This is a genomic window from Halomonas sp. HNIBRBA4712 (assembly GCF_043558675.1).
Classification (GTDB): domain Bacteria; phylum Pseudomonadota; class Gammaproteobacteria; order Pseudomonadales; family Halomonadaceae; genus Vreelandella.
Genome location: NZ_JBIFXR010000002.1, coordinates 150,616 through 174,835, shown reverse-complemented (window position 1 = coordinate 174,835; position 24,220 = coordinate 150,616). Strand labels below are relative to the sequence as shown.

Genomic DNA, 24,220 nt, shown 5'->3' with positions numbered 1-24,220 from the left:
GGTAAATCCATATTCCTATAATCTTGCTGAAAAGAACTGCTTAATTATGCCTGGGAGCTGTATGGTAATGAAAGGGACATCGGGGAACGAGGCGGCTGCTCAGGGTAGCTACACCATAGCGCTTCAGCCTATCGTGGATAAGAATCTGAATCATATAGCCGATGAACTGCTCTATAGAGGGAGCACCAGTGATCAGGCAGCGCGTATCGATGACGACGTTCAAGCAACTGCGCGTGCCTGTGCCGTTGCAATTTATGAAATAGGACTGGAAAAGCTCTGTGGCCCCCGAAAGCTATTCATCAATGTGTCAGAGCAGTGGCTTCTCGATCCCAATCTCTATTCGCTACCCACCGAACAAGTGGTACTCGAAATTCTGGAAACGACACCCCCCACTCAGGAGGTCAAGCTGGCTCTGCAGACCTTGAAGGACCAGGGGTATGTCCTCGCCATTGATGATTTCCAGACAAGCCAGGATCACGAGTCTCTGCTCGAGTACTGCGGTATCGTGAAGCTCGATGTATCGACCGATTTGCCTATCGAGCTGATCGAACGCTTGAAAAACAGAGGACTCACGTTACTAGCCGAACGCGTCGAAACGTACGAAGAGTATGAGCGTTTCAAGGCACTAGGTTTTTCACTGTTTCAGGGATACTTCTACGAGCGCCCCAGGACTCAACGGGCACACAGCGTACGCCGCTCCTCACCCAAAGCCAATCAATTACGCATCATCTCGAAACTGTATCGATCAAACATCAACATTTCAGAAATCAGCGCCCTGATTGCCCAGGACCCTTATTTGATTGATGCGGTATTGAGAAGAGCCAACTCGGCAAGCAAGGGGTTATCGCAACCTACTTACAAACTCAATACCTGCATACAACATCTAGGCATCAATGAACTCAGGATGCTTGTAACGGTTGTGCTGCTTGCCAGCAATGGCCCGGCCAGCAAGCTTAACTTGATCAATGGTTTGACCAAAGCATTGGCCTGCGAGCAGGTGGCCGCCGAAAGGCGTATGGATGAAGAGGAAGGCTTTGTTCTCGGACTCTTCTCACACATGCCTATCATCATGGGCATAAGCCTGGATGCCCTGATGAAAGAACTTCCGCTGGGAAACGACTTTTACACCGCATTGGTGGACCGCAAGGGCAAATTGGGGAAGCTGCTCAACGATATCGAACTCGCCGAGCAGGGAGGGCCATCTCAAATCATCTCCGACACACTTCTGGTGAACGCCGCGGCGCGGGCCCGGTCGTTGATCGACAGCTCTCTCGCCTGATGGCCGAATAGCCTGAGCAACCGTTAACCTGCCTCACCTGCATCCCTTGGGTCAGGCTCGAACATCGCCTCGCCCACTTCATCGATATAGCGCTGCGCCTTGGTTACCATCATCTCGTCGCAGGCCGCCCGTGAAGGCAGCATGTCCGAGCGCTCGAAACGATGCTCGCGCGACGCGCCTTCATCGCCGGTCTTGCGGATCACACCGCTCACCCGGTACTGGCCGCTCTGCTGATCCGGCGTGGAGACGATCTCGAAGTCGCGGTAGTGCACCGGGTCAGCAGAGGGGGTAGCGGGCGCGGGCTTGTCGCCACCGCCCAAAAGCCCCGATAGCAGTTTCTTGAACATCGCGCTCTCCTTTTAATTGGTAGTGCAATTAATTGGTAGTGCAATTAATTGGTAGTGCAATCAGCATACATATAAAAACGGCCAGACTGGCTGGCCGTTTTCCGATGTGCGTTCGATCAGCTCTGCTTGCGGCCCTTGCCAGCGGCGATGCGCAAGCGCAGCGCATTGAGCTTGATGAAGCCTTCGGCGTCCTTCTGATCATAAGCGCCGGCGTCGTCCTCGAAGGTAGCGATCGATTCGTCGAACAGCGACTGCTCGGACTTGCGACCCACCACGGTGGCACTGCCCTTGTAGAGCTTCATGCGTACCACGCCCGCGACGTTTTTCTGGGTCTCGTCGATGGCGGCCTGCAGCATGCGCCGCTCCGGGCTCCACCAGTAGCCGTTGTAGATCACTTCGGCGTACTTGGGCATCAGCTGGTCTTTCAGGTGCGCCTCTTCACGATCGAGGGTTAATGACTCGATGGCGCGATGGGCGCGCAGCATGATGGTGCCGCCAGGGGTTTCGTAGCAGCCGCGCGACTTCATGCCGACGTAGCGGTTCTCGACGATGTCGAGACGACCGATGCCGTTATCACCGCCAAGCTTGTTGAGCTTCTCGAGCACCTCGTGGGGCTTGAGGGGATCATTGTCGATGGCGACAATATCACCCTTCTCGAAGGTGAGCTCGACGTAGGTCGGGGTTTCCGGCGCGGCTTCCGGCGAAACGCTCCAGCGCCACATGTCCTCTTCGGCTTCCGCCCAGGGGTCTTCCAGAATGCCGCCCTCATAAGAGATGTGCAGCAGGTTGGCGTCCATCGAGTAGGGCGATTTCTTCTTCTTGTTGGCGAAGTCGACGGGAATGTCGTGCTCTTCGCAGTAGGCCATCAGCTTCTCACGGGAGGTCAGATCCCACTCGCGCCAGGGGGCAATGACCTTGACGCCGGGCTTGAGCGCGTAGCCGCCGAGCTCGAAGCGCACCTGATCGTTGCCCTTGCCGGTGGCGCCGTGAGAGATGGCGTCGGCGCCGGTCTCGTTGGCGATCTCGATCAGCCGCTTGGCGATCAGGGGGCGCGCAATGGAGGTGCCCAGCAGGTACTCGCCTTCGTAGATGGTGTTGGCGCGGAACATCGGGTAGACGTAGTCGCGCACGAACTCCTCGCGCAGATCCTCGATGTAGATCTCTTTCACGCCCAGGGCCTGGGCCTTGGCGCGGGCAGGTTCGACTTCTTCCCCTTGGCCGATGTCGGCTGTGAAGGTCACCACTTCACACTGGTAGGTCTCTTGCAGCCATTTGACGATCACGGATGTGTCCAGGCCACCGGAATAGGCCAGCACAACCTTCTTGACATCGGACATTCTTCACTCCTTTGGGTCAACGACGCCCGTATAAAAGGCGCGGGCGTCAACGTATGAATTACCGCACGAGTATAGCGCCCTCGCCCGCTGGCGAACACCGCCGACGACGAAGCCCGCGCAAAGCTGCTAGAATCACGCCACGGTCAGCGGTGGCTTGCCGTGACTCTTACCGACTACTCGCTATACCAAGGAGAGCTGCATGAGCGAGGCGATAGCCCGTGAATTGATGGCCCAGCGTTTTCGCAGTTATTTACCGGTCGTCATCGATCTGGAAACGGGCGGGTTCAACGCGCAAAGCGATGCCCTCCTCGAAATTGCCGCCGTAACGCTGACAATGGACCCGGATGGCAACCTGCTGCCGGACGCCACCTACGCCTGCCACATCGAACCCTTTGAGGGCGCCAACGTCGAGCAGTCGGCGCTGGATTTCACCGGTATCAATCTGGACGACCCGCTGCGCAAGCAGGTAGCGCTCTCGGAAGCCGACGCGCTCGCCGAAATCTTTCGCCCGATTCGTAAGGCGGTGAAGGCGCACAACTGCTCGCGGGCGATCCTGGTCGGCCACAATGCGGCTTTCGATCACGGCTTTCTCAACGCCGCTTCCAACCGCTGCAACGTCAAGAGAAGCCCCTTTCATCCGTTCTCGAGCTTCGATACCGCCACCCTTGCCGGTTTCGTCTACGGTCAAACGGTGCTGGCGCGGGCCTGCCGGGCGGCGGGCATCGAGTTCGACAACAAGGCGGCGCACTCGGCGCGCTACGACACCGAACGTACGGCGGAGCTTTTCTGCGCCATGGTCAACCGCTACAAGGACCTGGGCGGCTGGCGGCTGGCCCAGCAGGAGCAGGAGCTCGACACCCCCGAGTGACCCGTGGTGCGCTTTCCCCGTTTACGCTAAACTTCGCGCCGATCATGGCGCGATTGGCCGCGCCCGCCCCGGCCGACCCCGCTCATTTACGTCGATTCAGGAGTTAAAAGGTTTCCATGGCTCAGCATAACGCCTTCTACGCCCAGTCCGGTGGCGTCACCGCCGTCATCAACGCAAGCGCCTGTGGCGTCGTCGAAGCCTGCCGTCAGGCGCCCGACCAGATCGGCAAGGTATACGCCGGCCACAACGGCATCATCGGCGCGCTGACCGAGGACCTGATCGACGTCACCCAGGAGAGCGACGAGGCGATCGCCGCGCTACGCCACACCCCCGGCGGCGCGTTTGGGTCGTGTCGCTACAAGCTCAAGGACATCGAGACTCACCGTGCCCAGTACGAGCGGCTGATCGAGGTGTTCAAGGCCCACGACATCCGCTATTTCTTCTACAACGGCGGCGGCGACAGCGCCGATACCTGCCTGAAGGTGTCGCAGCTTTCCGAGAAGCTCGGCTATCCGCTGACCGCCATCCACGTGCCCAAGACCGTGGACAACGACCTGCCGATCACCGACAACAGCCCAGGCTTTGGCAGCGTGGCCAAGTACATCGCCACCTCTACCCGCGAAGCGTCGCTCGATATCGCCTCGATGTGCGCCACTTCCACCAAGGTGTTCGTACTCGAGGTGATGGGCCGCCATGCCGGTTGGATCGCCGCCGCCGGCGGGCTCGCCGGTGAAGGCGAGGGCGAGCCGCCGCACCTGATCATCTTCCCGGAAGTGGCGTTTGATCGCCGCGCGGTAATGGCGCAGGTCGATGAAAGCGTCAAGAAGTACGGCTACTGCGTGATCGTGGTGTCCGAAGGCGCGCGCTATGAGGACGGCACCTTTTTGGCGGATGCAGGCAACACCGACGCCTTCGGCCACCGCCAGCTCGGCGGCGTGGCGCCGACGCTTGCCGGTATGGTCAAGCAGGACCTGGGCTACAAGTATCACTGGGCGGTGGCGGATTATCTGCAGCGCGCCGCGCGCCATCTGGCGTCCAAAACCGACGTCGAGCAGGCCTACGCCGTGGGCCGCGAAGCGGTCAGCCTGGCGCTAGCGGGCAAGAACTCGATGATGCCGGCGATCCGCCGTATCAGCCAGGCACCCTACCAGTGGGACGTGATCTCGGCGCCGCTTGCACAGATCGCCAACCAGGAGAAGTTCATGCCGCGGGACTTCATCTCGGACAACGGGTTTGCCATCACAAAGGCCTGCCGCGATTACCTCTCGCCTTTGATTCAGGGCGAAGACTTCCCGCCTTTCGAGAACGGCCTGCCAAAAGTAGCCAAATTGAAGCTTGCCCGCGTCGAGCAGAAGCTCCCGGCGTTTTCGCTGTAAGCTTTTCTGATCCAGGCGTTGCCCACACGCGACGCCAGTAAAAAGCCGGGGCGATAGTGACATCGCCCCGGCTTTTTTAGCTCGAGTGCTTTTCAGGTGCGTTCAGCGCAAAAGCCAGGAGAGCACCAGCAGAAGCAGTAGAATGCCCGCCACGCCCTGCCAGAAACGGCGCGGTTCGCGGCGCATGTCGGTATCCATTGACACCTGGCCGAGTGATACGCGCAGCGCGTAGAGAAGCTCAGAGAGCTTGCGAAAACGCAGCGCCCGCTGCGGGTCGAGCGCACGTTTGAGCGCATCATCCAATGCCGGAGTGATCTCCGGGTTGGCGCCGCGCGCGCTCCTGTAGGAGAGCGACTCGAGATCGGTATGGCTACGCAGCCGATCCGGGGTCAGGGTGTAGGGTAGCTCGCCAGTCAGAAGCCAGTAGACCGTGGAGGCGAGCGAGTACTGATCGCTTCGTCGGCCGATGCTATCGCCCAGCGCATACTCCGGCGCGGTGTGCTCGCTGAACCCGACCTGGCGCAGAAGCTCCCCGGAGTTGCGGTGCCCTTCCATATCGCGCATATGGCAGGCGCTGAAGTCCGCCAGCACCACTTGGCCGTGGGCATCGATCAGCACGTTATCCGGCGAAATCTGTTGATGAATGATGTCGCGATGATGAAGCGCCTGAACCGCCTTGCCCAGCTGGTTGGCAATATCAAGCCGCTGCTTGAGACTCGCTTGGGGGTGACGGTCCGCCCACTCCCTGAGCGTTTCGCTTTCGATGTAGGCCATCAGGTAGTAGAGGTAGCGCCGGGGCCTGGAGGGGTCGATCACCTTGACCACGAAAGGCGAGTTGACTCGCTCCACCACCCACTGCTGAAGCAGAAAGTGCTCGAGGTAGGCATTTCTCAGCGAAAGCTCGGGGCTTGGCGCCTTCATCACCATGCGCCGCCTGGAGTGGGCGTCGCGCACCTGGTAGACCCGGGACTGGGCGTTTCGCGACAGTACCCGCTCGATCTCCAGGCCGTCGAAGCGCTGACCCGGTGAAAGCTCCGGTGGAATGGGCAGATCGCCGTAGATCAGCGCCGGGTCGTCCTCGGTCTCTTCGGGGAGTTCATCGATACGCAGGATCTGAAAGCAGAACTGATCGCCGCCGTAGCCGCGCTCCTGAGCGCGCTGCTTGGCCTCGCTGGCGAGCCCGTCGCAGGCGGCGTTCAGATCGCTTGCGTTGGCGCGAATCAGGCGCACGTAGTCCGAGGGCATCAGCGTACCGCGCACCCCCTGGGTGGTGAAGACGAAAAAATCGCCCTGCTTGAGTTCGATTCGGCTATAGTCGATATCGAGGCTGCCATCCATCCCCAGCGCCCGCGAGGGGTAGCGGTAGCCGCCCACGTCGGTGACATGGTCGCGGGTGAGCTGCTCGAACTCGGCGCCGCGCAGGCGAAACACCAGGGTGTCGCCCATGTGAAACAGGTTCGCCTCGCCGCCTTTGTAAATCATCGCCGACATCGAGGAGACGAAGCTGCCCTCCTTGACGTGCTGGCTCTGGCTATAACACCAGCTGTTGAGCGCCAGCATCACCCGCGTTGCCGAGGTCTTGATGTCCCAGTGTTCCGGCGTCGAATAGTAGTCGGACAGAAACCCGCGCACGCTCAAGTCACCGGCCTGTTTAGCCATGGTATTGCGCGAGATCGAGTCGCTGATCACCGCGCAGGCGCCCTTCAGGTTGATCAAAGGGGCCTCGGGCACGCTGACCGACATGGAGCTTCGATGCTTGCGGCGGTCCGGGGCGACGAACGCCTGGCCGTAACTGATCAGTAACTGTGCGTGCGCCAAATCATCCTCCTTGGCCTGGTCCATCCAGGGCGAGCCTCGCCCGTAAGCCTTCGACACCGGTGGGCCGTCGCTGACCCACGCTATCATACACGTTGGATGAAAGCCGCGATGCCCCGCCGATGGTCGGTAGCCGCCTTCACGTCAATGGCTTGGCGAAACAGGCTACGTTGGGTGGCAAGCAAAGCGCGGACAAATTCGACGTTTAGCGTCACGGAATTGGTAATCCTACGGTCTTGTTCGTATAATTCGTCGCAATCAGGCAATACATCAACCGCTTGAACCACTTACGTCAAAGCCAAGCCAAGGATTTCAAATGAACTTCGACCACATTCCCGCCGGGAAGGATCTGCCCAACGATATTTTTGTTGCGATCGAAATTCCGGCAAACCACGCTCCCATCAAGTACGAAATCGACAAGGACATGGGCGCGCTGCTGGTTGACCGTTTCATGGCAACGCCGATGTTCTACCCGGCGAACTACGGCTTTATTCCCCACACTCTGGCCGACGACGGTGATCCGCTGGACGCGCTAGTAGTCACGCCGCATCCGGTCGCCCCGGGCAGCATCATCCGCGCCCGTCCGGTCGGTATCCTGAACATGACCGACGAAGCCGGCGAAGACGCCAAGCTCGTGTGCGTACCGCACCCGAAACTCAGCTCGCTCTACGACGACGTTCAGGAAGTCACCGACCTGCCGGAGCTGCTGCGTCAGCAGATCGCTCACTTCTTCGAGAACTACAAGGATCTCGAAAAAGGCAAGTGGGTGAAGGTCGAGTCCTGGGAAGGCGTGGAAGCCGCACGCAAGGCGATCGGAAAGTCGGTAGCCGCCTACAAGAAGGCGTAACCCGGAACAAACGCTTTTCCCTTAAGTCGGAAGGCCGCCCTCGAGGCGGCCTTCTGCGTTCATGGCGCGTCACGTTAGCGCAGCCGCTACGCGCCCGCGCCCGGGTGCGCTATCCTGACCGGGTCACGATTTTCAGGAATTCGCTGTGTTATTGATCAAGCGCTTGGCACTGACGCTGCTACTGGGGCTTCCGCTGATTGCCCACGCCCAGTGGTTCTCCTCCGAAGGCCAATCCGATTTTCTGCCCGTGCTCGAGGCTTTTCAAAGCCAGGCCTGGCACGACGGTGAGAACGTCTATGTCGGCGTCGATATCGCGCCGGGCTACTATCTCTATCGTCACCAGCTGGGGCTCGAAGGCGCCGGCGATGAGCCGGCGGTACTCGGCGAGCCGGTGATCGCGCCGGGCGAGCCCTACAGCGACGAGTTCATGGGCGATGTCCACGTGTTTCGCGACCAGCTGGTGTTCGAGGCACCTTTTGAAGCGGCGCAGACCGGGCCGGTCACGCTCGACGTTCGCTTTCAAGGCTGCGCCGACGCCGGACTCTGCTACCCGCCGGAGCAGATCACTTTGAGCGCCGCGCAAACCTCGCCCCCGGCGGCCTTCGCCGGGTGGCAAGGCGCCGCTCAAGCACAGAGCACCACGCCCCAGGTGCGCCAGGAACCATCGTCTGACGAGGCCTTCGATGCGCCCAAAAGCGAAGACGGACGTTTTAGTGCGCTGATCAGCGAGGCAAGCCTGCCCGTGGCGCTGGGGCTTTTCCTGCTGGCGGGCATCGGGCTCACTTTCACACCCTGCGTGCTGCCGATGCTGCCGATTCTCTCCTCGATCATCGTGGGCCAGAACCCGACCCGGCCGCGCGCCTTCGCGCTCTCGGCAAGCTATGTGCTGGGTATGGCCTCGACCTACGCCCTGGTTGGTGTACTGATGGGGCTTTTCGGCGCCGGGCTCAACCTGCAGGCAAGGCTCCAGTCGGCGCCGGTGCTGATCGGCTTTGCGCTGCTGTTCGTACTGTTTGGGGTGGCCATGCTCGGCGCCTTCAATTTGCGCCTGTCGCCGCGCTTGGCCCAGCATGTCGAGCGCTGGCAGACCCGCGCGCAGCAAAGCGGCCCTTTGGGCCTGGCGCTGGCCGGGGCGCTGTCGGTGCTGGTGGTGTCGCCGTGTGTGACCGCGCCGCTGGCCGGTGCGCTGGTGTTCATTTCGAGTACGGGTGACGCCTGGATGGGGGCCCTGGTGCTATTCGCTCTTGGCTTGGGCATGGGGCTTCCGCTGCTGCTGGTGGGCACCTTCGGCACGACCCTGCTGCCGCGCTCGGGCGCGTGGATGAACGGTGTCAAGGTGGCCTTCGGGCTGCTGCTTTTCGGCGTGGCGATCTGGATGATCGAACGGCTGATCGCCGCCCCGGTGGCACTGCTCTTGTGGGCGGCGCTGGCGATCGCCACCGCCCTCATGCTGGGCGCGCTGAGCCTGGACACCCGCGGCTGGGCGCGCGCGCGCCAGACCCTCGGGCTACTGCTACTGGCCTGGGGCGTTGCGCTGGTGCTGGGTGCCGCCCAGGGCGGCAGCGACCCGCTGCGCCCGCTGGCGGGCAGCACTTTGACGCAGAGCGCGTCCGAGCGGCTTCCCTCTCCCACCTTCGAAACCGTGCACGGGCTAGACGAGCTCGAGGGCGCGCTCGCTCGAAACGACGCGTCGCTGGCCTTCGTCCACTTCACCGCGGACTGGTGCATCAGCTGCAAGGTGATGGAGCGCGAGGTCTACCCGGACCCGCGAGTGGTCGAGGCAATGAGCGACATGGCACTCATCGAGGTCGATGTCACCGATACCAACGCCGACAGCCGCGCTGCGCTCGAGGCGTTTGGCCTCTTTGGCCCGCCGAGCCTTTTGTTTTTCGAGCATGGCAATGAAATTCGTCAGGCTCGCATTCAGGGCGAGATCGATGCCAAAAACCTGGCCGAACATCTGAACGCGCTCAAACGCTTTAAGTCGCAAGCAAGCGCCTGAAACTCGCCGAACCTCGTCGAAAAACCCTCGCGCTGGACAAGCCGAGGGTTTTTCGGCAAACTCCGCCCCATATCGACCAAATACGCGTTTGCAAGGCCTTGAGGCGTGTAACGTTCGTTAACGTGCAGCTTTTAGGCTTTTTTACCACCTGGTTTACTGCGCATTTTCGCTCTTGTTTTTCAAGGGTAGCGCTTACTTTTTCACTCACATCGGGGCATCTCAATGGATATCCGCAAGGTCAAGAAGCTCATCGAACTGCTCGAAGAATCCAACATCAGTGAAATCGAGATTCAGGAAGGCGAAGAGTCGGTGCGTATCAGCCGCCACCCGGACGGCTCGAACTGGCAGCCCCAGCCGATGCCGCAGTACGGCTACCAGGGCTATAGCCAGCCCGCTCCTGCACCTGCGGCACCCGCTGCCGGCGGTGAAGCCGCCCCGGAAGCCCCGGCGGCCAGCTATCGTGGCGAAGCGGTCAACTCGCCGATGGTCGGCACCTTTTATCGCAGCCCGGCGCCGGGCGCGAAAGCCTTCGTCGAAGTTGGCGATACCGTGAAACAGGGCGACACGGTCTGCATCGTCGAAGCCATGAAAATGATGAACCAGATCGAAGCCGATCGCGACGGCGTGGTAGAGGCCATCCTGGTGGAAGACGGCGAGCCGGTGGAATTCGACCAACCCATGGTCGTCATCGCTTAATCTTTCATTTCAATACGGGTGGATTCTCCCATGCTGGACAAGGTACTTATCGCGAATCGCGGCGAGATTGCCCTGCGCATTCTGCGCGCCTGTAAAGAGCTGGGTATCAAGACCGTGGCGGTGCACTCCAAGGCCGACCGGGAACTGATGCACGTTCGCCTGGCCGACGAAGCGGTCTGCATCGGGCCGGCGCCGTCGGCTCAGTCCTATCTCAACATTCCGGCGTTGATCAGCGCCGCCGAGGTCACCGATTCGAGCGCCATACACCCCGGCTACGGCTTTCTCTCCGAAAACGCCAACTTTGCCGAGCAGGTCGAGCGCTCCGGTTTTACCTTTATTGGCCCCCGCGCCGAGACCATCCGCCTGATGGGCGACAAGGTCAGCGCCATCGAGTCGATGAAAGCGGCGGGCGTGCCGACCGTACCCGGCTCCGACGGCCCCCTTGGTGATGACGACGCCACCAACCTGGCGACCGCCAAGCGCATCGGCTACCCGGTGATCATCAAGGCCGCCGCCGGCGGTGGCGGGCGCGGCATGCGCGTGGTCCACACCGAAGGCCACCTGCTCTCGGCGATTACCGTCACCCAAACCGAGGCCCACGCAGCCTTCGGCGACGGCACGGTCTACATGGAGAAATTCCTCGAGAAGCCGCGCCACGTGGAAGTCCAGGTGATCGCCGATGGCCAGGGCAACGCCATTCACCTTTATGACCGCGACTGCTCGCTGCAGCGCCGCCATCAGAAGGTGCTCGAAGAGGCGCCGGCGCCGGGTATCGACCCGGAGGCCCGCGCGAAGGTGCTCCAGGCGTGTCGCGACGCCTGTATCGAGATCGGCTACCGCGGCGCCGGCACCTTCGAGTTTCTCTACGAAGACGGCGAGTTCTTCTTCATCGAGATGAACACCCGCGTTCAGGTCGAGCACCCGGTCACCGAAATGGTCACCGGCGTCGACATCGTCAAGGAGCAGCTGCGTATCGCCTCGGGTCTGCCGCTATCGATTCGCCAGGAAGACGTGCAGATCAACGGCCACGCCTTCGAGTGCCGTATCAACGCCGAGGATGCGCGCACCTTCATGCCTTCACCGGGCAAGGTCACGCTGTTCCACGCGCCGGGCGGGCTTGGCGTGCGTATGGATTCGCACATGTACACCGGCTACAGCGTACCGCCGCACTACGACTCGCTGATCGGCAAGCTGATCACCTGGGGGGCGAGCCGTGAAATCGCGCTGACGCGTATGCGCAACGCCCTCGACGAGCTTTTGGTCGAAGGCATCAAGACCAACATCGACCTGCAGAAGGACCTGGTGCGCGACAGCTACTTCCGCCAGGGTGGAGTCAATATCCACTACCTCGAGAAAAAACTCAGCAGCTAAGCGCTGTTTTCTCGCCCATGACGGGGTGGCCTGGCCACCCCGTTAGCGTTTTTCGCCGCCACATTTTTTGGAGAGCGCCATGCCCTGGCTACAGCTTCGCGCCCACGTCGCCCCCGAGCAGGCAGAGCTGCTCGAAGAGCTTCTGCTCGAGGAAGGCGCAAGCGCGATCGGCCTTCAGGACGCCGAAGACGACCCGGTGTTCGAACCCGACCGCGGCACCACCCCGCTCTGGCAGGATACCGTTCTCACCGGCCTTTATGACGACCTGGAAGGCATCGAGGCGATGCTTTCACGCATCGAGGCGGCCTGGGCGGAGCATATGCCCGGTGAAACCTGCCCCGCCATCGAGTACGAGCTTCTTGCCGATCGCGACTGGGAGCGCGAGTGGATGGACGACTTCACCCCGCTCAGGATGGGTGAGCGGCTCTGGATCGTGCCCAGCTGGCACGCCCCGCCGGCGCCCGAGGCGGTCAACCTGATTTTGGACCCGGGTTTGGCCTTCGGCACCGGCACCCACGCCACCACCGCGCTGTGTCTTGAGTGGCTCGACGCTCTGGCCATCGACGGCGTGCTCGAAGGCAAGCGCGTGCTCGATGTCGGCTGCGGCTCGGGGATTCTGGCGATCGCCGCGCTCAAGCTGGGAGCGGCCCGCGCCGACGCCACCGATATCGACCCCCAGGCGCTTCAGGCGAGCCGAGAGAACGCCGAGCGCAACGCCATCGCCTTCGAGCGGCTGTCGCTTTACTACCCCGAGCAGCTTGAAAGCAATGAGGGTTACCCGGTCGTGACCGCCAACATTCTCGCAGGCCCTCTAATCGAGCTTGCCGCGACCATCGCCGGTTACGTGGCGGTGGAGGGGAAGATCGCGCTTTCCGGCATTCTCGCCCACCAGGCGGACGAGGTGGTAAGCGCCTATGAGGCCCAGGGGCTTTTGATCGACGAGCCGCAAACCCGCGAGGGCTGGGTGCGCATCACCGGCAGCCGACCGCGATAATTGACCCTTGGCCTTCACGCTTGTGGTCGGTCGGCGTATCATACGCCCCTTTACACCGCGCCTGCCCGCACGTTTGATGCCTGAACCAACATGACACGAGACCCGCAACCGCTACCCGCTATCGGCCCCTACACCCTGCCCGGCCCGGTCATGCTGGCGCCGATGGCCGGCGTGACCGACCGCCCGTTTCGCAGGCTCTGCCGACGCCTGGGCGCGGGCTGGGTAGTGGGCGAAATGGTCACCGCCGACCCGACGCTCTGGAACACGCGCAAGTCTCGCCTGAGGATGGATCACCAGGGCGAGCCGTCCCCGCGCGTGGTACAGATCGCCGGCGGCGATGCGGCGATGCTCGCCCAGGCCGCCCGGCTCAACGTCGAGCTCGGCGCCGAGGTAATCGACATCAACATGGGCTGCCCGGCCAAGAAGGTGTGCAACAAGGCGGCGGGCTCGGCGCTGATGCGCGACGAGCCGCTGGTCGCCGAGATTCTCGAGGCGGTGGTCGCCGCGGTCGACGTGCCGGTCACGCTCAAGATTCGTACCGGTTGGTGCGCGGACTCCAACAACGCGCTAACGATTGCCAAACTCGCCGAGCAAAGCGGTATAAAGGCGCTGGCGATCCATGGCCGCCACCGGGAACAGCGCTATACTGGTTGTGCCGAGTACGACACCATCGCCCGCGTCAAATCCGCGCTTTCGATTCCCGTTATCGCCAACGGCGACATCACCTCACCGGAGAAGGCCGAGTTCGTGCGCCGATACACCGGCGCCGACGCGCTGATGGTGGGCCGCGCCGCCCAAGGCAACCCGTGGATCTTCGAGCAGATCAACCACTACCTGGCGTGCGGCGAGAAGCTCGCAACGCCACCGCTCGAGGCGCGCCAGGCAGTGCTCGAAGAACATATCCAGGCCCTGCACGCTTTCTATGGCGAGACCATGGGCGTTCGTATCGCGCGCAAGCATCTTGGCTGGTACCTCGAGGAGGATGCGCGCTTTCTCGAGACGCAACGCAAGTCACTAAAACAACAATTCAATGCCCTCGGCACGCCCCAGGCACAGTTTGAATGGATCAATAAAGCGATGTCGCCTGACGCCGCGGCGCTTTTGCTAGCTAAAGGAAGCCACGCTGCATGAACGAACGTTTCGTAATGAAAAGCGAAGTGAGTGCGCAAGGTGCGCCCACCCCGAGCGCGATGGATGCGCCGCAGCCCCTGAGAGAAGCCGTGGAAAGCGCGATGCGCCGCTACTTCGAGCATCTCGATGGCAGTCAGGCATCTGATCTGTACGCCATGGTGATGGCCGAAGTGGAGGCGCCGCTTCTCGCCTGCGTGCTGGAGCATACCGACGGCAACCAGACCCGCGCGGCCGACGTACTCGGGCTCAACCGCGGCACGCTGCGCAAGAAACTCAAGCAGTACGGCCTGATCGACCTGTGATTGAAAGCGACGCCCCTTTTGTGGGGCGTCGCCGTTTTTAACCCTGACCCTGACGAGCATCTTGATGGCAGAAACCACCCTAACCCCCGTTCGCCGCGCCCTACTGAGCGTCTCCGATAAAACCGGCATCGTCGACTTCGCACGCGGGCTCAGCGAGCAGGGTGTTGCGCTTTTATCGACCGGCGGCACCTTCCGCCTGCTCAAGGAGAACGGCATCGACGTGCAGGAAGTCTCCGAGCACACCGGCTTTCCGGAGATCATGGACGGGCGCGTCAAGACGCTCCACCCGAAGATCCACGGCGGCATTCTGGCCCGCCGTGGTCAGGACGACGCGGTCATGGCGGAAAACGCCATCGACCCGATCGATATGGTGGTGGTGAACCTCTACCCGTTCGAGGCGACCGTCGCCCGCGACGATTGCACCCTCGAGGATGCCATCGAGAACATCGATATCGGCGGGCCGACCATGGTGCGCGCCTGCGCCAAGAACCACGCCTACACCACCATCGTGGTCAACGCCGAGGACTACGCCCGCGTGCTGGATGAGATGGCCGTCGGCAACGGTGCGGTCAGCGACGCCACCCGCTTCGATCTCGCGGTCAAGGCGTTCGAACACACCGCCGGCTACGACGGTGCCATTGCCAACTACCTGGGCCGCAAGGTCAGCGAAAGCGACACCCGTTTCGCCCGCACCTTCAACCTGCAGCTCGAAAAGAAGCAGGACATGCGCTACGGCGAAAACCCGCACCAGCAGGCGGCGTTCTACGTCGATCCGAAAGCGACCGAGCCAAGCGTCGCCACGGCGCGCATCCGCCAGGGTAAAGCGCTCTCCTATAACAACGTCGCCGACACCGACGCCGCCTTCGAGACGGTCAAGGCGTTTAGTGAGACCGCCTGCGTGATCGTCAAGCACGCCAACCCCTGCGGCGTGGCCACCGGCGCGACGGCCCTGGAAGCCTACGACAAGGCCTTCGCCACCGACCCGACCAGCGCCTTCGGCGGCATCATCGCCTTCAACGTGGCGCTCGATGCCGAGACCGCCCGCGCCATCGTCGAGCGCCAGTTCGTCGAGGTGATCATCGCCCCCGGCGTCAGCGATGACGCCGCCGAGATCGTCGCGGCGAAGAAAAACGTGCGTCTGCTGGAAGTCGATGAGCTCAACGCAGGCGCCACCCAGCCGGCGTTCGACTTCAAGCGCGTCAGCGGCGGGCTTCTGGTTCAGGAACTCGACCAGGGCGCGGTGACTCGCGACGAGCTGACCGTGGTCAGCAAACGCGCGCCCACCGAGCAGGAGCTTGCGGATTTGCTCTTCGCCTGGCGGGTGGCGAAGTTCGTCAAGTCCAACGCCATCGTCTACGCCAAGGATGGCCAGACCATCGGCGTGGGCGCGGGCCAGATGAGCCGGGTGTATTCTGCGAAAATCGCCGGTATCAAGGCCGAGGACGAAGGCCTCAGCGTGCCAGGCTCTGTGATGGCGTCGGACGCCTTCTTCCCCTTCCGTGACGGCATCGACGCCGCCGCGAAGGCCGGCATCACTGCGGTGATCCAGCCCGGCGGTTCGATGCGCGACCAGGAAGTGATCGACGCCGCCGATGAGGCCGACATCGCCATGGTCTTTACCGGTATGCGCCACTTCCGTCATTAACCATACGGCCCATGAAAAGGCCTGGGCGATTGCCCAGGCCTTTTTACTTGCATAGCGCTGTCAGGCGGCGTCTTAAAACCCGCGCGTTCAGCTGCCCAGGTCGATACACAGGTACTTGGTTTCCAGGTACTCTTCGATCCCCTGGTGGCCGCCTTCGCGACCAAGGCCGGAGGCCTTCACCCCGCCAAAGGGCGCGGCGGCGTTGGAGATCAGACCGGTATTGATTCCCACCATGCCGTACTCCAGCGCCTCGGCGACTCGCCATACCCGGGCAAGATCCTTCGAATAGAAGTAGGAGGCAAGCCCGTACTCGGTGTCGTTGGCCATCTCGATGGCGGTCTGCTCGTCATCGAAGGGGAACACCGCCGCCAGCGGACCGAAGGTTTCCTCGTGCGCCACCTTCATTTTGTCGTTGGCGAAGCTGATCAGCGTCGGGGTGAAGAAGTTACCGCCCAGCGGATGCGGCTGGCCGCCCAGCAGCAGCTCGCCGCCGTTGTCCACCGCATCCTGAACGTGCTCGCTGACCTTCTGTACCGCCTTTTCATCAATCAGTGGGCCAATATTGACGCCCGACTGGGTGCCGTCGCCGACGGTAAGCTCGCTGTTCATCGCCACCGCGAGTTTTTCACAAAAAGCGTTGATGACGCTGGACTGCACCAGAAAGCGGTTGGTGCACACGCAGGTCTGTCCGGCGTTGCGGAACTTGGCCGCCATCGCGCCTTCGACCGCGGCGTCGAGATCCGCATCCTCGAACACGATGAACGGCGCGTTGCCGCCCAGCTCCAGCGAGATCTTCTGCACGTGCTGGGCGGCATTGGCCATCAGTTCGCGCCCCACTTCGGTGGAGCCGGTGAAGGTGATCTTGCGCACCTTGGGCGACTCGGTCAGCGCCTTGGCGATCTCGGCGGCGCTGCCAGGCACCACGTTGAATACGCCGCGCGGAATGCCCGCACGCTCGGCCAGAAGCGCAAGGGCAGTGGCGGAAAACGGCGTCTGGCTGGCCGGCTTGATGACGATGGTGCAGCCGGCGGCCAGCGCCGCCCCGGCCTTGCGGGTAATCATCGCCGCCGGGAAGTTCCAGGGCGTAATCGCGCCGACCACGCCGACGGGCTGCTTGGTCACCACGATGCGCTGGCTCGCCTTCACCGCTGGCACGGTTTCACCGTAGATGCGGCGCGCCTCTTCGGCGAACCAACGGATGAAGCTCGCCGCGTAGGCGATCTCGCCCTCGGCCTCCTTCACCGGCTTGCCCTGCTCGTAGGTCATCAGCACGGCCAGGTCGTGCTGATGCTCCATCATCAGGTCGTACCACTTGAACAAAAGGTCCGAGCGCTCCTGGGCGGTCATCGCCCGCCAGGCGGGCAGTGCGCGGTCGGCGGCGTCGATCGCCCGCTCGGTTTCCGCCCGGCCCAGGCGCGGCATATCGCCCATGGGTTCGCCGGTCGCGGGGTTGATGACGTTAATCTGCTCGCCGCTATCGGCGGCGACCCAGCTGCCGTCGATATAGGCAAACGGGCAGTACAGTCCGGATTCCTTGAGCGCTTCCATGACAGTCTCCTGATCGAAGGGGTCGTCTCGGGTGAAGAAACGTTTTGCTTCAAGAGTGTCATGCTAAGACGAATCCGCGCATTTGACCAAGGCTTTGACTGCCTGGTGGCAATTCACGCTCAATTGATCAGCGTCAGAAACTCCTGGCGTGTGGCCTGGCTGCTTCTAAAGCGCCCCAGCATCACCGAGGTGGTCATGCTCGAGTTCTGCTTTTCGACGCCGCGCATCATCATGCACAGATGGCGCGCCTCGACCACTACGCCGACCCCTTTCGCTCCGGTCACTTCCTGCACGGTTTCGGCGATTTCGCGGGTCAGGTTTTCCTGGATCTGCATGCGACGAGCGTACATATCGACGATACGCGCGAACTTGGAAAGCCCCAGCACCTTGCCATCCGGCAGGTAGGCGATGTGACACTTGCCAATGAACGGCAGCAGGTGATGCTCGCACATGGAGTAGAGCTCGATGTCCTTGACCAGCACCATTTCGTCGGTTTGGGACTCGAACACCGCGTTGTTGATGATTTCGTCCAATGACGTCTTGTAGCCCGCGTTAAGAAACTGCATCGCCTTGGCGGCGCGGGTCGGGGTATCGCGCAGCCCTTCCCGGTCCGGGTCCTCGCCGAGCGCGGTGATAATGTCGCGATAGTTGCTTGCAATGTCATCGGTCATGATGAGCCTCGTTGGGATGATGCCAGCCGACGACTGGTCAAAAGCGGTGAATTCTAAACCATGAGCGGCGCGTATTTTACCCTACCCGGGCGGTCGGTGGCAGCGCTGGTTCAGGCAAGCCAGTGAGGCGTCTCCAGTTGCAAGAGCTGTTGCTCGAGCTGGCGGATGTGCTGATCCCAGTAGCCGCGATCACTAAACCAGGGGAAGGCGCGGGGAAACGCCGGATCGCTCCAGCGCGAACAGAGCCAGGCGGTGTAGCGAATCAGTCGATAAGCGCGCAGCGGCTCGATCAGCGCAAGCTGCGCGCGGGGAAAATCGCGCACCTGCTCGTAGCCCTCAACTACTTCGTCAAGCGCTACCTGCCAGCTTTGGGGCTCGCCGGTGGGCAGCAGCATCCAGATATCCTGGATCGCCGGCGCCATCATGCAGTCGTCGAAGTCGACCAGGGTGAAGTGCTCGTCGCGCCCCAGAATATTGCCCAGGTGGCAGTCGCCGTGGGTGCGTATCAGCGGCCCGACCGACCAGTCGACGTTTGATAGCGCCTTGAGCGTTCTCTCGATCACGCTCGAGTAGGCGCGACGCTCCTGCGTATTGAGCCGCGCGCTTGCCAGCACCCGCGCCTCGGCGTCCTTGATATCTGATTGGTGATCGAAGCGCGGGCGGTGGCTGAACGCGCTCTTTTCGCTCGACTCGTGCAGCTGGCCAAGAAGTTCACCGAGAGCAAACAGGTGCGCCGGGTTCTCGAGCTCCGGCGCTTGGCCCGGGCAGTGGGGGAAAAGTGCGAAGCGAAATCCGCCATGCTCGAAAAGCGAAAGACCGGCGGCGTTGCGCCAGGGCGCGTTGACCGGCACCCCGGCCTTTGCCAGCTCGGTGAGGAAACCGTGCTCTTCGACAATGGCAGCGTTTTCCCAGCGCCCGGGGCGGTAGAACTTGGCAATCCACCGGGTGCGCTCATCGTCCTGAAACGTCAGCACGCGGTTTTCGTAGCTGTTGAGCGCGAAGGGCTCGGCGGCGGGATAAACGCCCGCAGACTCCACGGCGGACATCACCGTATCCGGCGAAAGCGCACTAAAGGCCTGGGCCATGGGGAAGCTCCCTGGAAAAAAAGCGCCATTCTATCAGCTGCGGCCAAGCGGCGTACGCGCCGGCGCCCAGAGATCGACTCGGGTGGCACCACCGCGTAGCGCCTGGCGCGCCAGCTCGTGGCCGGTCGCACCGGTGGTGATGACATCGTCGATCACGGTGATATGCGCTGGTAGCGACTCGGGCAGCTCAAAGGCGCCCTTGAGATTCGCCGCGCGCTGGCGGCGGCTGAGCGTGCGCTGGGTGGGCAAGCGCTTCACGCACTTGGCCTTTAGAAGCGGTACATCCAGCCGCCGGGCGAGCTCTGCAGCGAGCCACTGCGCCTGGTTGAAGCCGCGCTCGCGTGCCCGCGCCGGGTGCATGGGCACCGCGAGCAGCGCATCGCCTACCTCAAGCGGCGGATGCTTGAGCATCAGCTCGACCAGCAGCGTGCCCGCCCGGGGCGAGGCGTGAAACTTGAAGTCGCGTACCAGCGCCTTGATCGCCCCTTCGTACAGAAACGCCGCCCTAGTGGCGGTAAACGCCGGCGGATCCGCCAGGCAGTGGCCGCAGAGCCGATCGTGCTCTGGCGCCTTTAACGCGGCCAGCGGCTCCTGACAGCGTGGGCAAGCGCCGCGATTGTGCTCAAGGCCCGCGTAGCACGCATCGCACCAGCCTTCGATATTCGCTCTGGGCGAAAGGCAAAACGCACAGTAGCCCGGCAGCGCTTTCTTGAACAACTCCCCCGCTTTACAAAACCACCGCGGCGTTCCCATTCGCTCCCCCTTGCCCAAATTGAGCGCTAGCGTATTGACCCGGCTCGAAAAGTTGGTACCATACGCCTCGTCTTCTGCGGATGTGGTGGAATTGGTAGACACGCTAGATTTAGGTTCTAGTGCCGTAAGGTGTGGGAGTTCGAGTCTCCCCATCCGCACCAATTGATTTTCCTCGCTTTTCTCCTCCTTTCAGCACCCTCTCTAAACGCACTAGATTATCGAATGTGACCGGTTTGTGATCTCGGGACGGCGCGCATGATGCCATGAGTTTGGCTATCTTTTCTCATTTACGCTTTTCCCGTTTACGCCCTTCTTGTCAAGCAGCCCCATTGTTTGCGAAACACGTAGCCCTCGATGAAGACACTCCCTTCGCATTCAGCCTGGCACGCGACCCGAACAACTCAGCCCCCCTCCCACGCGAAAGCTGGTTCCCAACCGCTTGACCACATGCGTTAATGACGCGATGCCCTCGTCAGGATAAATTACATCGCTGTCATTCGCCGACACTCACACTCTCTCCAAAGGTACCGCCATGGAATGGCTCAATGAAAACGCCCAGGCCATCTCCGCGATCAGCAGTGTGCTTACGCTGTTCGTGTGGCTTTTTTACGCCCAGCTTCTCTACCAGGGGTTTGCCCGGCAGCGCAGCCCCCGCGTGATCATCAACCGCGGCAAGGGAATCGGTACCGATGCACTGTGCCTGGTCAGCAACATGAGCACCGAGTCCGTGTATGTTCAACACGTCATCGCGGTGCTGCACGTCGATGATCAGGAGTACAAGGTCGATATCGTGGAGTATCAACAGCAAAGCGAAGATGACGAGGAGGATTGCTACCGCACGCATCAGGGGCCGCTGGCTTCGGGGAGTCATATTCATCTGCAAAGCTTTGGCTCGATCGTCGATCAGATCAAGGCGTACTGGGAAATAAACGCGCAAACGCTTGAGCGCTCGGATCTTTCGCTCGAAATTCGCGTCATCGCCATTTACGGCCCGGAAGATCTACCGATCGGCGCCCAGCGTCACTTCGACTTGAACCTGAATGCCGACCCCAACCGCCAGCTCATCCCCCAACGGATCGATACCCAGCGCCTGGCCAGCCGCCGCGAACGTAAGCGCGTGTTAGAATGGGCCAAGGATATCGAGCTTCACAAGGCCAACTAATCGTGCAAACCCAAGGCCTGCTCGAGCGCCGGGAACATTAATCATCAGGGATCTTCATGACGTCAGTTACCGCCTCTCTTTGCATGGGGGCGCTTCTTGTTTGCTCGACCGCCGCCTTCGCTAAGCCGCTGGAGCCACTCGAGCCCGACGATAGCGATCTGCCACAGTGGGCCGCCGAACGCGTCGAGCCCTTTCGCGCCGGGGTTGGTAGCTGGGTCGACAACACCTCACGCAACGTCGATGCGTTCTTCGGCGGTGACTACTACACCGCAAGCGCGGAAAACGACTCCTACCTGCGCCTGGGCCAGGAGATCGACTGGATGGAGGGCGAAGGCGTGGACGGCGATACCAGCATTCGCTACCGCATCGACCTGCCCACCACGGAAGAGCGCCTGCGTCTGGTGATCGAAAGCGACCCGGACGAAACCCGGGGGACGCTGGCCGAAGAGGGTTCCGGCCGGCTCTATAACGACCAGCGCGACCGTTCGAGTTCGATTCTGGGCCTCGACTGGCTGGAGAGCCGCGATAAGCGCGAAAACTGGAGCAACCGCTTCGGTGCCGGTGTCCGGCTTCGCCTGCCCATCGACCCGTACGTGCGCTTCACCAGCGAGCGGCTCTGGGATATCGGCAGCGGCCCCTGGCAGCTCGAGTCGTTCAACCGGCTCTCCTGGTTCAACAATGCCGGCTATTCGGCGCGCACCCGCTGGGATTTCGGCCGCCCGCTCAGCGAGCGCCGCCACCTGCGCTTTATCAGCACCGTGCAGTGGCGCGAGGAGGAGGACACGCTCGAATACAGCGAGGTGGCCGAGCTCAATCATCGCCTGAACGACCGCAGCGCCCTGCGCTACTCGGCTATCGCTATCGGCGAAAGCGCCTCATCACCGCGGATCGAGGACTACTACCTTCAAACCCGCTACCGTCGCGACCTGCACAAGGGCATTCTGTTCGGCGATGTGATTCCGGAGCTGCACTTTCAGCGCGATACGAGCTACGACCCGCGCTGGGCGATGACGCTGCGCGTCGAGATGTACTTCCAACACGAGATCAGCCGCGACTACTTTTAAGGCGCCGCCCCGGCCAGCCGCTTAAAGGCGCAGCCCGCCGTCGCACTCGATGATGCGCCCGGTGAAGTAGTCGTTCTCGAACACGAACGCCACGCTCTGAGCGATGTGCGTGGGCTCGCCCAGATCCTTGAGCGGCACGCTCTGCTTGATCCGCTCGAGCATGTCCGGGCGCATCATCGAGGTCATGTCGGTGGCAACGAATCCCGGGGCAACGCTGGCGGCGCGGATACCGTAGCGCGCCAGCTCCTGACTCCAGGTCACACTCAGCGCGTGGAGTCCGGCCTTGGCGGCGGCGTAGTTGCTTTGGCCCTGGTTGCCCGCGCGGGAGATGCTCGAGATATTGACGATCACACCGGGGTGGCCTGCCTCGATCATCTGGGTGGCGGCTTCGCGCCCGCACAGAAACGCGCCGGTCAGGTTGACGTCGATCACGCGCTGCCAGGCCGTAAGCGACATGCGCTTTTCCACTGCGCCGCCCTTGCCCTTCACCAGCATCGCATCGTCGGTGATACCGGCGTTGTTGATACAGCCGCTGACCGGGCCAAGCGATTGCTTGATGGCGGCAAACCCCGCCTCGACAGAAGCCTCATCCGCCACATCGACCTCGAAGCCTTTAGCGTGAATGCCCCGCCCGGCAAGGGCGGCGACCGCCTCGTCGAGCGCTTGTCGCCGGGTATCCAACAGCGCCAGCCGCGCGCCCTTTGCGCCCAGGTGCTCGGCCATGGCCAGCCCCAACCCCCGGGCGCCGCCGGTAATGGCGATGATTTTGTTATCGACGTTCATGAAGCGTTCCCTTGAATCCGTTTGGCGTTGAAAAGCCGCGCTTGCTCGCGTACGCGGCTGCTTGTATTCGTGTTTTTTGGCACCATAAAGGGTACTAACGTTAGCGGGAGGCGGCCATGCCCATACTACTTTTTATCTCCATTTTCACCCTGCTCGACTTCGTCGTGCTGTTTTCGGTGGGCAGCCATATTGGCTTGATGACCACGCTCTTGCTGGTTCTACTGACCGGTTTCATCGGGCTGCACCTGATTCGCCGTGAAGGCGTTTCGACCCTGGCTCGGGCGCGTGCGCGCATGCAGGCGGGCGAAATTCCCTCTTCGGAGCTTTTTACCGGCGCGGCGCTGATTTTCGGCGGTGCGCTTTTGATGGCGCCGGGCTTTCTCTCCGACGCGCTGGGCCTGGCCTGCCTGATCCCCAACGCACGGCGGCTGATGGCCCGCGGCCTTACCTGGCTGGGGCTCAAGGCAAGCGTTTACCAGCAGGGTCAGCGCCCGGCAGGCGGCGCACAGCGTGATGAATGGAGCGCCCAGCAGCGCGATGCTCGCCAAGGGCCTGAGTCAAACGATAGCGACGGCACCACCATCGAAGGCGAATTCATCAGTCGTGACGATCAGCGGCCCAGGTAACCGGTGACCAGGCGGCGCATTTTTTCGCCTCGAGCGCGTTTTTTTTTATGGCTATGCCCTTGAAAGCAGGCTACAAGACCCCACTTTTGAAGCACACGATTCGGCAGCGGCAAATGCTACTGCCTTTAACATGAAGGCCAGTGCCTTCGCTTCTCGCGGCCCGTCCACGAGAATTCTTTTGAAACTGCCCGTCGGGCTTTGACGAACCTCAGGAGAACGAGAGCATGAATATCCGTCCCTTGCACGATCGCGTCGTTATTCGTCGCGTGGAAGAAGAACAGAAAACCGCTGGCGGCATCGTGCTACCGGGTAACGCTCAGGAAAAACCCACCCGTGGCGAAGTGCTTGCCGTTGGTAACGGTCGCATTCTCGATAACGGCGAAGTGCGCGCCCTCGACGTTAAAGTTGGCGATACCGTGATCTTCAAGGATGGCTTTGGCGTCGAGAAGCAAAAAATCGACGGCGAAGAAGTTCTGATCATGAGCGAAGCCGATATTCTCGCGGTCGTCGAAGGCTAA

23 protein-coding genes and 1 tRNA gene are annotated in these 24,220 nt (G+C 61.9%); 16 read left to right on the top strand and 8 right to left on the bottom strand.

The features are described from left to right. Window positions 1–67 precede the first annotated feature (67 nt). On the top strand, window positions 68–1,279 hold the full coding sequence (locus tag ACGK9R_RS05170; RefSeq protein WP_394578902.1) for an EAL and HDOD domain-containing protein: 1,212 nt from the start codon (window positions 68–70) through the stop codon (window positions 1,277–1,279). A 23-nt stretch (window positions 1,280–1,302) separates the two neighbouring features. On the opposite strand, the gene ACGK9R_RS05165 is transcribed toward ACGK9R_RS05170, so the two are convergent. Together ACGK9R_RS05165 and ACGK9R_RS05160 are read right to left on the bottom strand one after the other, a co-directional pair. Further along, window positions 1,303–1,626: an HlyU family transcriptional regulator gene (locus tag ACGK9R_RS05165; RefSeq protein WP_394578900.1), complete on the bottom strand. Its 324-nt coding sequence runs from the start codon at window positions 1,624–1,626 to the stop codon at window positions 1,303–1,305. A 116-nt stretch (window positions 1,627–1,742) separates the two neighbouring features. Beyond that, window positions 1,743–2,963 carry an argininosuccinate synthase gene (locus ACGK9R_RS05160; protein ID WP_394578898.1) on the bottom strand — a complete coding sequence of 407 codons (1,221 nt, stop codon included), beginning with the start codon at window positions 2,961–2,963 and terminating at the stop codon, window positions 1,743–1,745. Window positions 2,964–3,162: 199 nt separating this feature from the next. Here ACGK9R_RS05160 and rnt point away from each other — a divergent pair, with 199 nt between their 5' ends. Together rnt and ACGK9R_RS05150 are read left to right on the top strand one after the other, a co-directional pair. Beyond that, complete coding sequence (rnt, locus tag ACGK9R_RS05155) at window positions 3,163–3,831, top strand: ribonuclease T (protein ID WP_394578896.1); 669 nt, start codon at window positions 3,163–3,165, stop codon at window positions 3,829–3,831. 116 nt (window positions 3,832–3,947) lie between these two features. Further along, a complete protein-coding gene (locus ACGK9R_RS05150) occupies window positions 3,948–5,207 on the top strand; it encodes a 6-phosphofructokinase (protein WP_394578894.1) in 1,260 nt (419 codons plus the stop codon). 102 nt (window positions 5,208–5,309) lie between these two features. Here the strand turns inward: ACGK9R_RS05150 and ACGK9R_RS05145 are convergent, their stop codons facing one another. Then, window positions 5,310–7,025, bottom strand: a complete 1,716-nt coding sequence (locus ACGK9R_RS05145; RefSeq protein ID WP_394578892.1) for a protein kinase — start codon at window positions 7,023–7,025, stop codon at window positions 5,310–5,312. A gap of 313 nt (window positions 7,026–7,338) precedes the next feature. On the opposite strand from ACGK9R_RS05145, the gene ppa reads away from it, so the two are divergent. The 8 genes from ppa to purH all read left to right on the top strand — a co-directional run bounded on the left by ppa (window position 7,339) and on the right by purH (window position 16,010). Beyond that, complete coding sequence (ppa, locus tag ACGK9R_RS05140) at window positions 7,339–7,869, top strand: inorganic diphosphatase (RefSeq protein ID WP_394578890.1); 531 nt, start codon at window positions 7,339–7,341, stop codon at window positions 7,867–7,869. Between the two features lie 145 nt (window positions 7,870–8,014). Further along, complete coding sequence (gene dsbD / locus ACGK9R_RS05135; protein ID WP_394578888.1) at window positions 8,015–9,871, top strand: protein-disulfide reductase DsbD; 1,857 nt, start codon at window positions 8,015–8,017, stop codon at window positions 9,869–9,871. 222 nt (window positions 9,872–10,093) lie between these two features. Then, window positions 10,094–10,567 (top strand): acetyl-CoA carboxylase biotin carboxyl carrier protein, encoded by a 474-nt coding sequence (gene accB, locus ACGK9R_RS05130; protein WP_394578886.1) that lies wholly within the window; start codon window positions 10,094–10,096, stop codon window positions 10,565–10,567. Window positions 10,568–10,597: 30 nt separating this feature from the next. Beyond that, window positions 10,598–11,938: an acetyl-CoA carboxylase biotin carboxylase subunit gene (accC, locus tag ACGK9R_RS05125; RefSeq protein WP_394578884.1), complete on the top strand. Its 1,341-nt coding sequence runs from the start codon at window positions 10,598–10,600 to the stop codon at window positions 11,936–11,938. Between the two features lie 79 nt (window positions 11,939–12,017). Next, the gene (gene prmA, locus ACGK9R_RS05120) at window positions 12,018–12,932 is read left to right on the top strand and encodes a 50S ribosomal protein L11 methyltransferase (protein ID WP_394578882.1); all 915 of its coding nucleotides are present in this window, start codon (window positions 12,018–12,020) and stop codon (window positions 12,930–12,932) included. A gap of 90 nt (window positions 12,933–13,022) precedes the next feature. Further along, window positions 13,023–14,063 (top strand): tRNA dihydrouridine synthase DusB, encoded by a 1,041-nt coding sequence (gene dusB, locus ACGK9R_RS05115; protein WP_394578880.1) that lies wholly within the window; start codon window positions 13,023–13,025, stop codon window positions 14,061–14,063. Next, on the top strand, window positions 14,060–14,365 hold the full coding sequence (fis, locus tag ACGK9R_RS05110) for a DNA-binding transcriptional regulator Fis (protein ID WP_394578878.1): 306 nt from the start codon (window positions 14,060–14,062) through the stop codon (window positions 14,363–14,365). The genes dusB and fis overlap by 4 nt, the downstream gene beginning before the upstream one ends. Before the next feature lie 64 nt (window positions 14,366–14,429). Next, window positions 14,430–16,010, top strand: a complete 1,581-nt coding sequence (gene purH / locus ACGK9R_RS05105) for a bifunctional phosphoribosylaminoimidazolecarboxamide formyltransferase/IMP cyclohydrolase (RefSeq protein WP_394578876.1) — start codon at window positions 14,430–14,432, stop codon at window positions 16,008–16,010. A gap of 87 nt (window positions 16,011–16,097) precedes the next feature. Here the strand turns inward: purH and ACGK9R_RS05100 are convergent, their stop codons facing one another. The 4 genes from ACGK9R_RS05100 to ACGK9R_RS05085 form a co-directional block, all read right to left on the bottom strand. Continuing rightward, window positions 16,098–17,558 (bottom strand): NAD-dependent succinate-semialdehyde dehydrogenase, encoded by a 1,461-nt coding sequence (locus ACGK9R_RS05100; RefSeq protein ID WP_394578874.1) that lies wholly within the window; start codon window positions 17,556–17,558, stop codon window positions 16,098–16,100. 119 nt (window positions 17,559–17,677) lie between these two features. Continuing rightward, complete coding sequence (gene folE / locus ACGK9R_RS05095) at window positions 17,678–18,229, bottom strand: GTP cyclohydrolase I FolE (RefSeq protein WP_394578872.1); 552 nt, start codon at window positions 18,227–18,229, stop codon at window positions 17,678–17,680. A 110-nt stretch (window positions 18,230–18,339) separates the two neighbouring features. Beyond that, entirely contained in the window at window positions 18,340–19,314 is a 975-nt protein-coding gene (locus ACGK9R_RS05090; protein ID WP_394578870.1) for a serine/threonine protein kinase, read from the bottom strand. Between the two features lie 33 nt (window positions 19,315–19,347). Next, window positions 19,348–20,031, bottom strand: coding sequence for a ComF family protein (locus tag ACGK9R_RS05085; protein WP_394578868.1), 684 nt, complete (start codon window positions 20,029–20,031; stop codon window positions 19,348–19,350). 112 nt (window positions 20,032–20,143) lie between these two features. Here ACGK9R_RS05085 and ACGK9R_RS05080 point away from each other — a divergent pair. From ACGK9R_RS05080 to ACGK9R_RS05070, 3 genes are all read left to right on the top strand, one after another. Then, window positions 20,144–20,228, top strand: a tRNA-Leu gene (locus ACGK9R_RS05080). A gap of 371 nt (window positions 20,229–20,599) precedes the next feature. Beyond that, window positions 20,600–21,229 (top strand): hypothetical protein, encoded by a 630-nt coding sequence (locus ACGK9R_RS05075; protein ID WP_394578866.1) that lies wholly within the window; start codon window positions 20,600–20,602, stop codon window positions 21,227–21,229. A gap of 56 nt (window positions 21,230–21,285) precedes the next feature. Next, a complete protein-coding gene (locus tag ACGK9R_RS05070) occupies window positions 21,286–22,293 on the top strand; it encodes a hypothetical protein (protein WP_394578865.1) in 1,008 nt (335 codons plus the stop codon). Between the two features lie 21 nt (window positions 22,294–22,314). Here ACGK9R_RS05070 and ACGK9R_RS05065 read toward each other — a convergent pair whose 3' ends face one another. Next, the gene (locus tag ACGK9R_RS05065) at window positions 22,315–23,076 is read right to left on the bottom strand and encodes an SDR family oxidoreductase (protein WP_394578863.1); all 762 of its coding nucleotides are present in this window, start codon (window positions 23,074–23,076) and stop codon (window positions 22,315–22,317) included. Between the two features lie 116 nt (window positions 23,077–23,192). On the opposite strand from ACGK9R_RS05065, the gene ACGK9R_RS05060 reads away from it, so the two are divergent. Both ACGK9R_RS05060 and ACGK9R_RS05055 read left to right on the top strand, forming a co-directional pair. Further along, window positions 23,193–23,702: an FxsA family protein gene (locus ACGK9R_RS05060; RefSeq protein WP_394578861.1), complete on the top strand. Its 510-nt coding sequence runs from the start codon at window positions 23,193–23,195 to the stop codon at window positions 23,700–23,702. Between the two features lie 224 nt (window positions 23,703–23,926). Continuing rightward, window positions 23,927–24,220, top strand: coding sequence for a co-chaperone GroES (locus tag ACGK9R_RS05055; protein ID WP_252108658.1), 294 nt, complete (start codon window positions 23,927–23,929; stop codon window positions 24,218–24,220).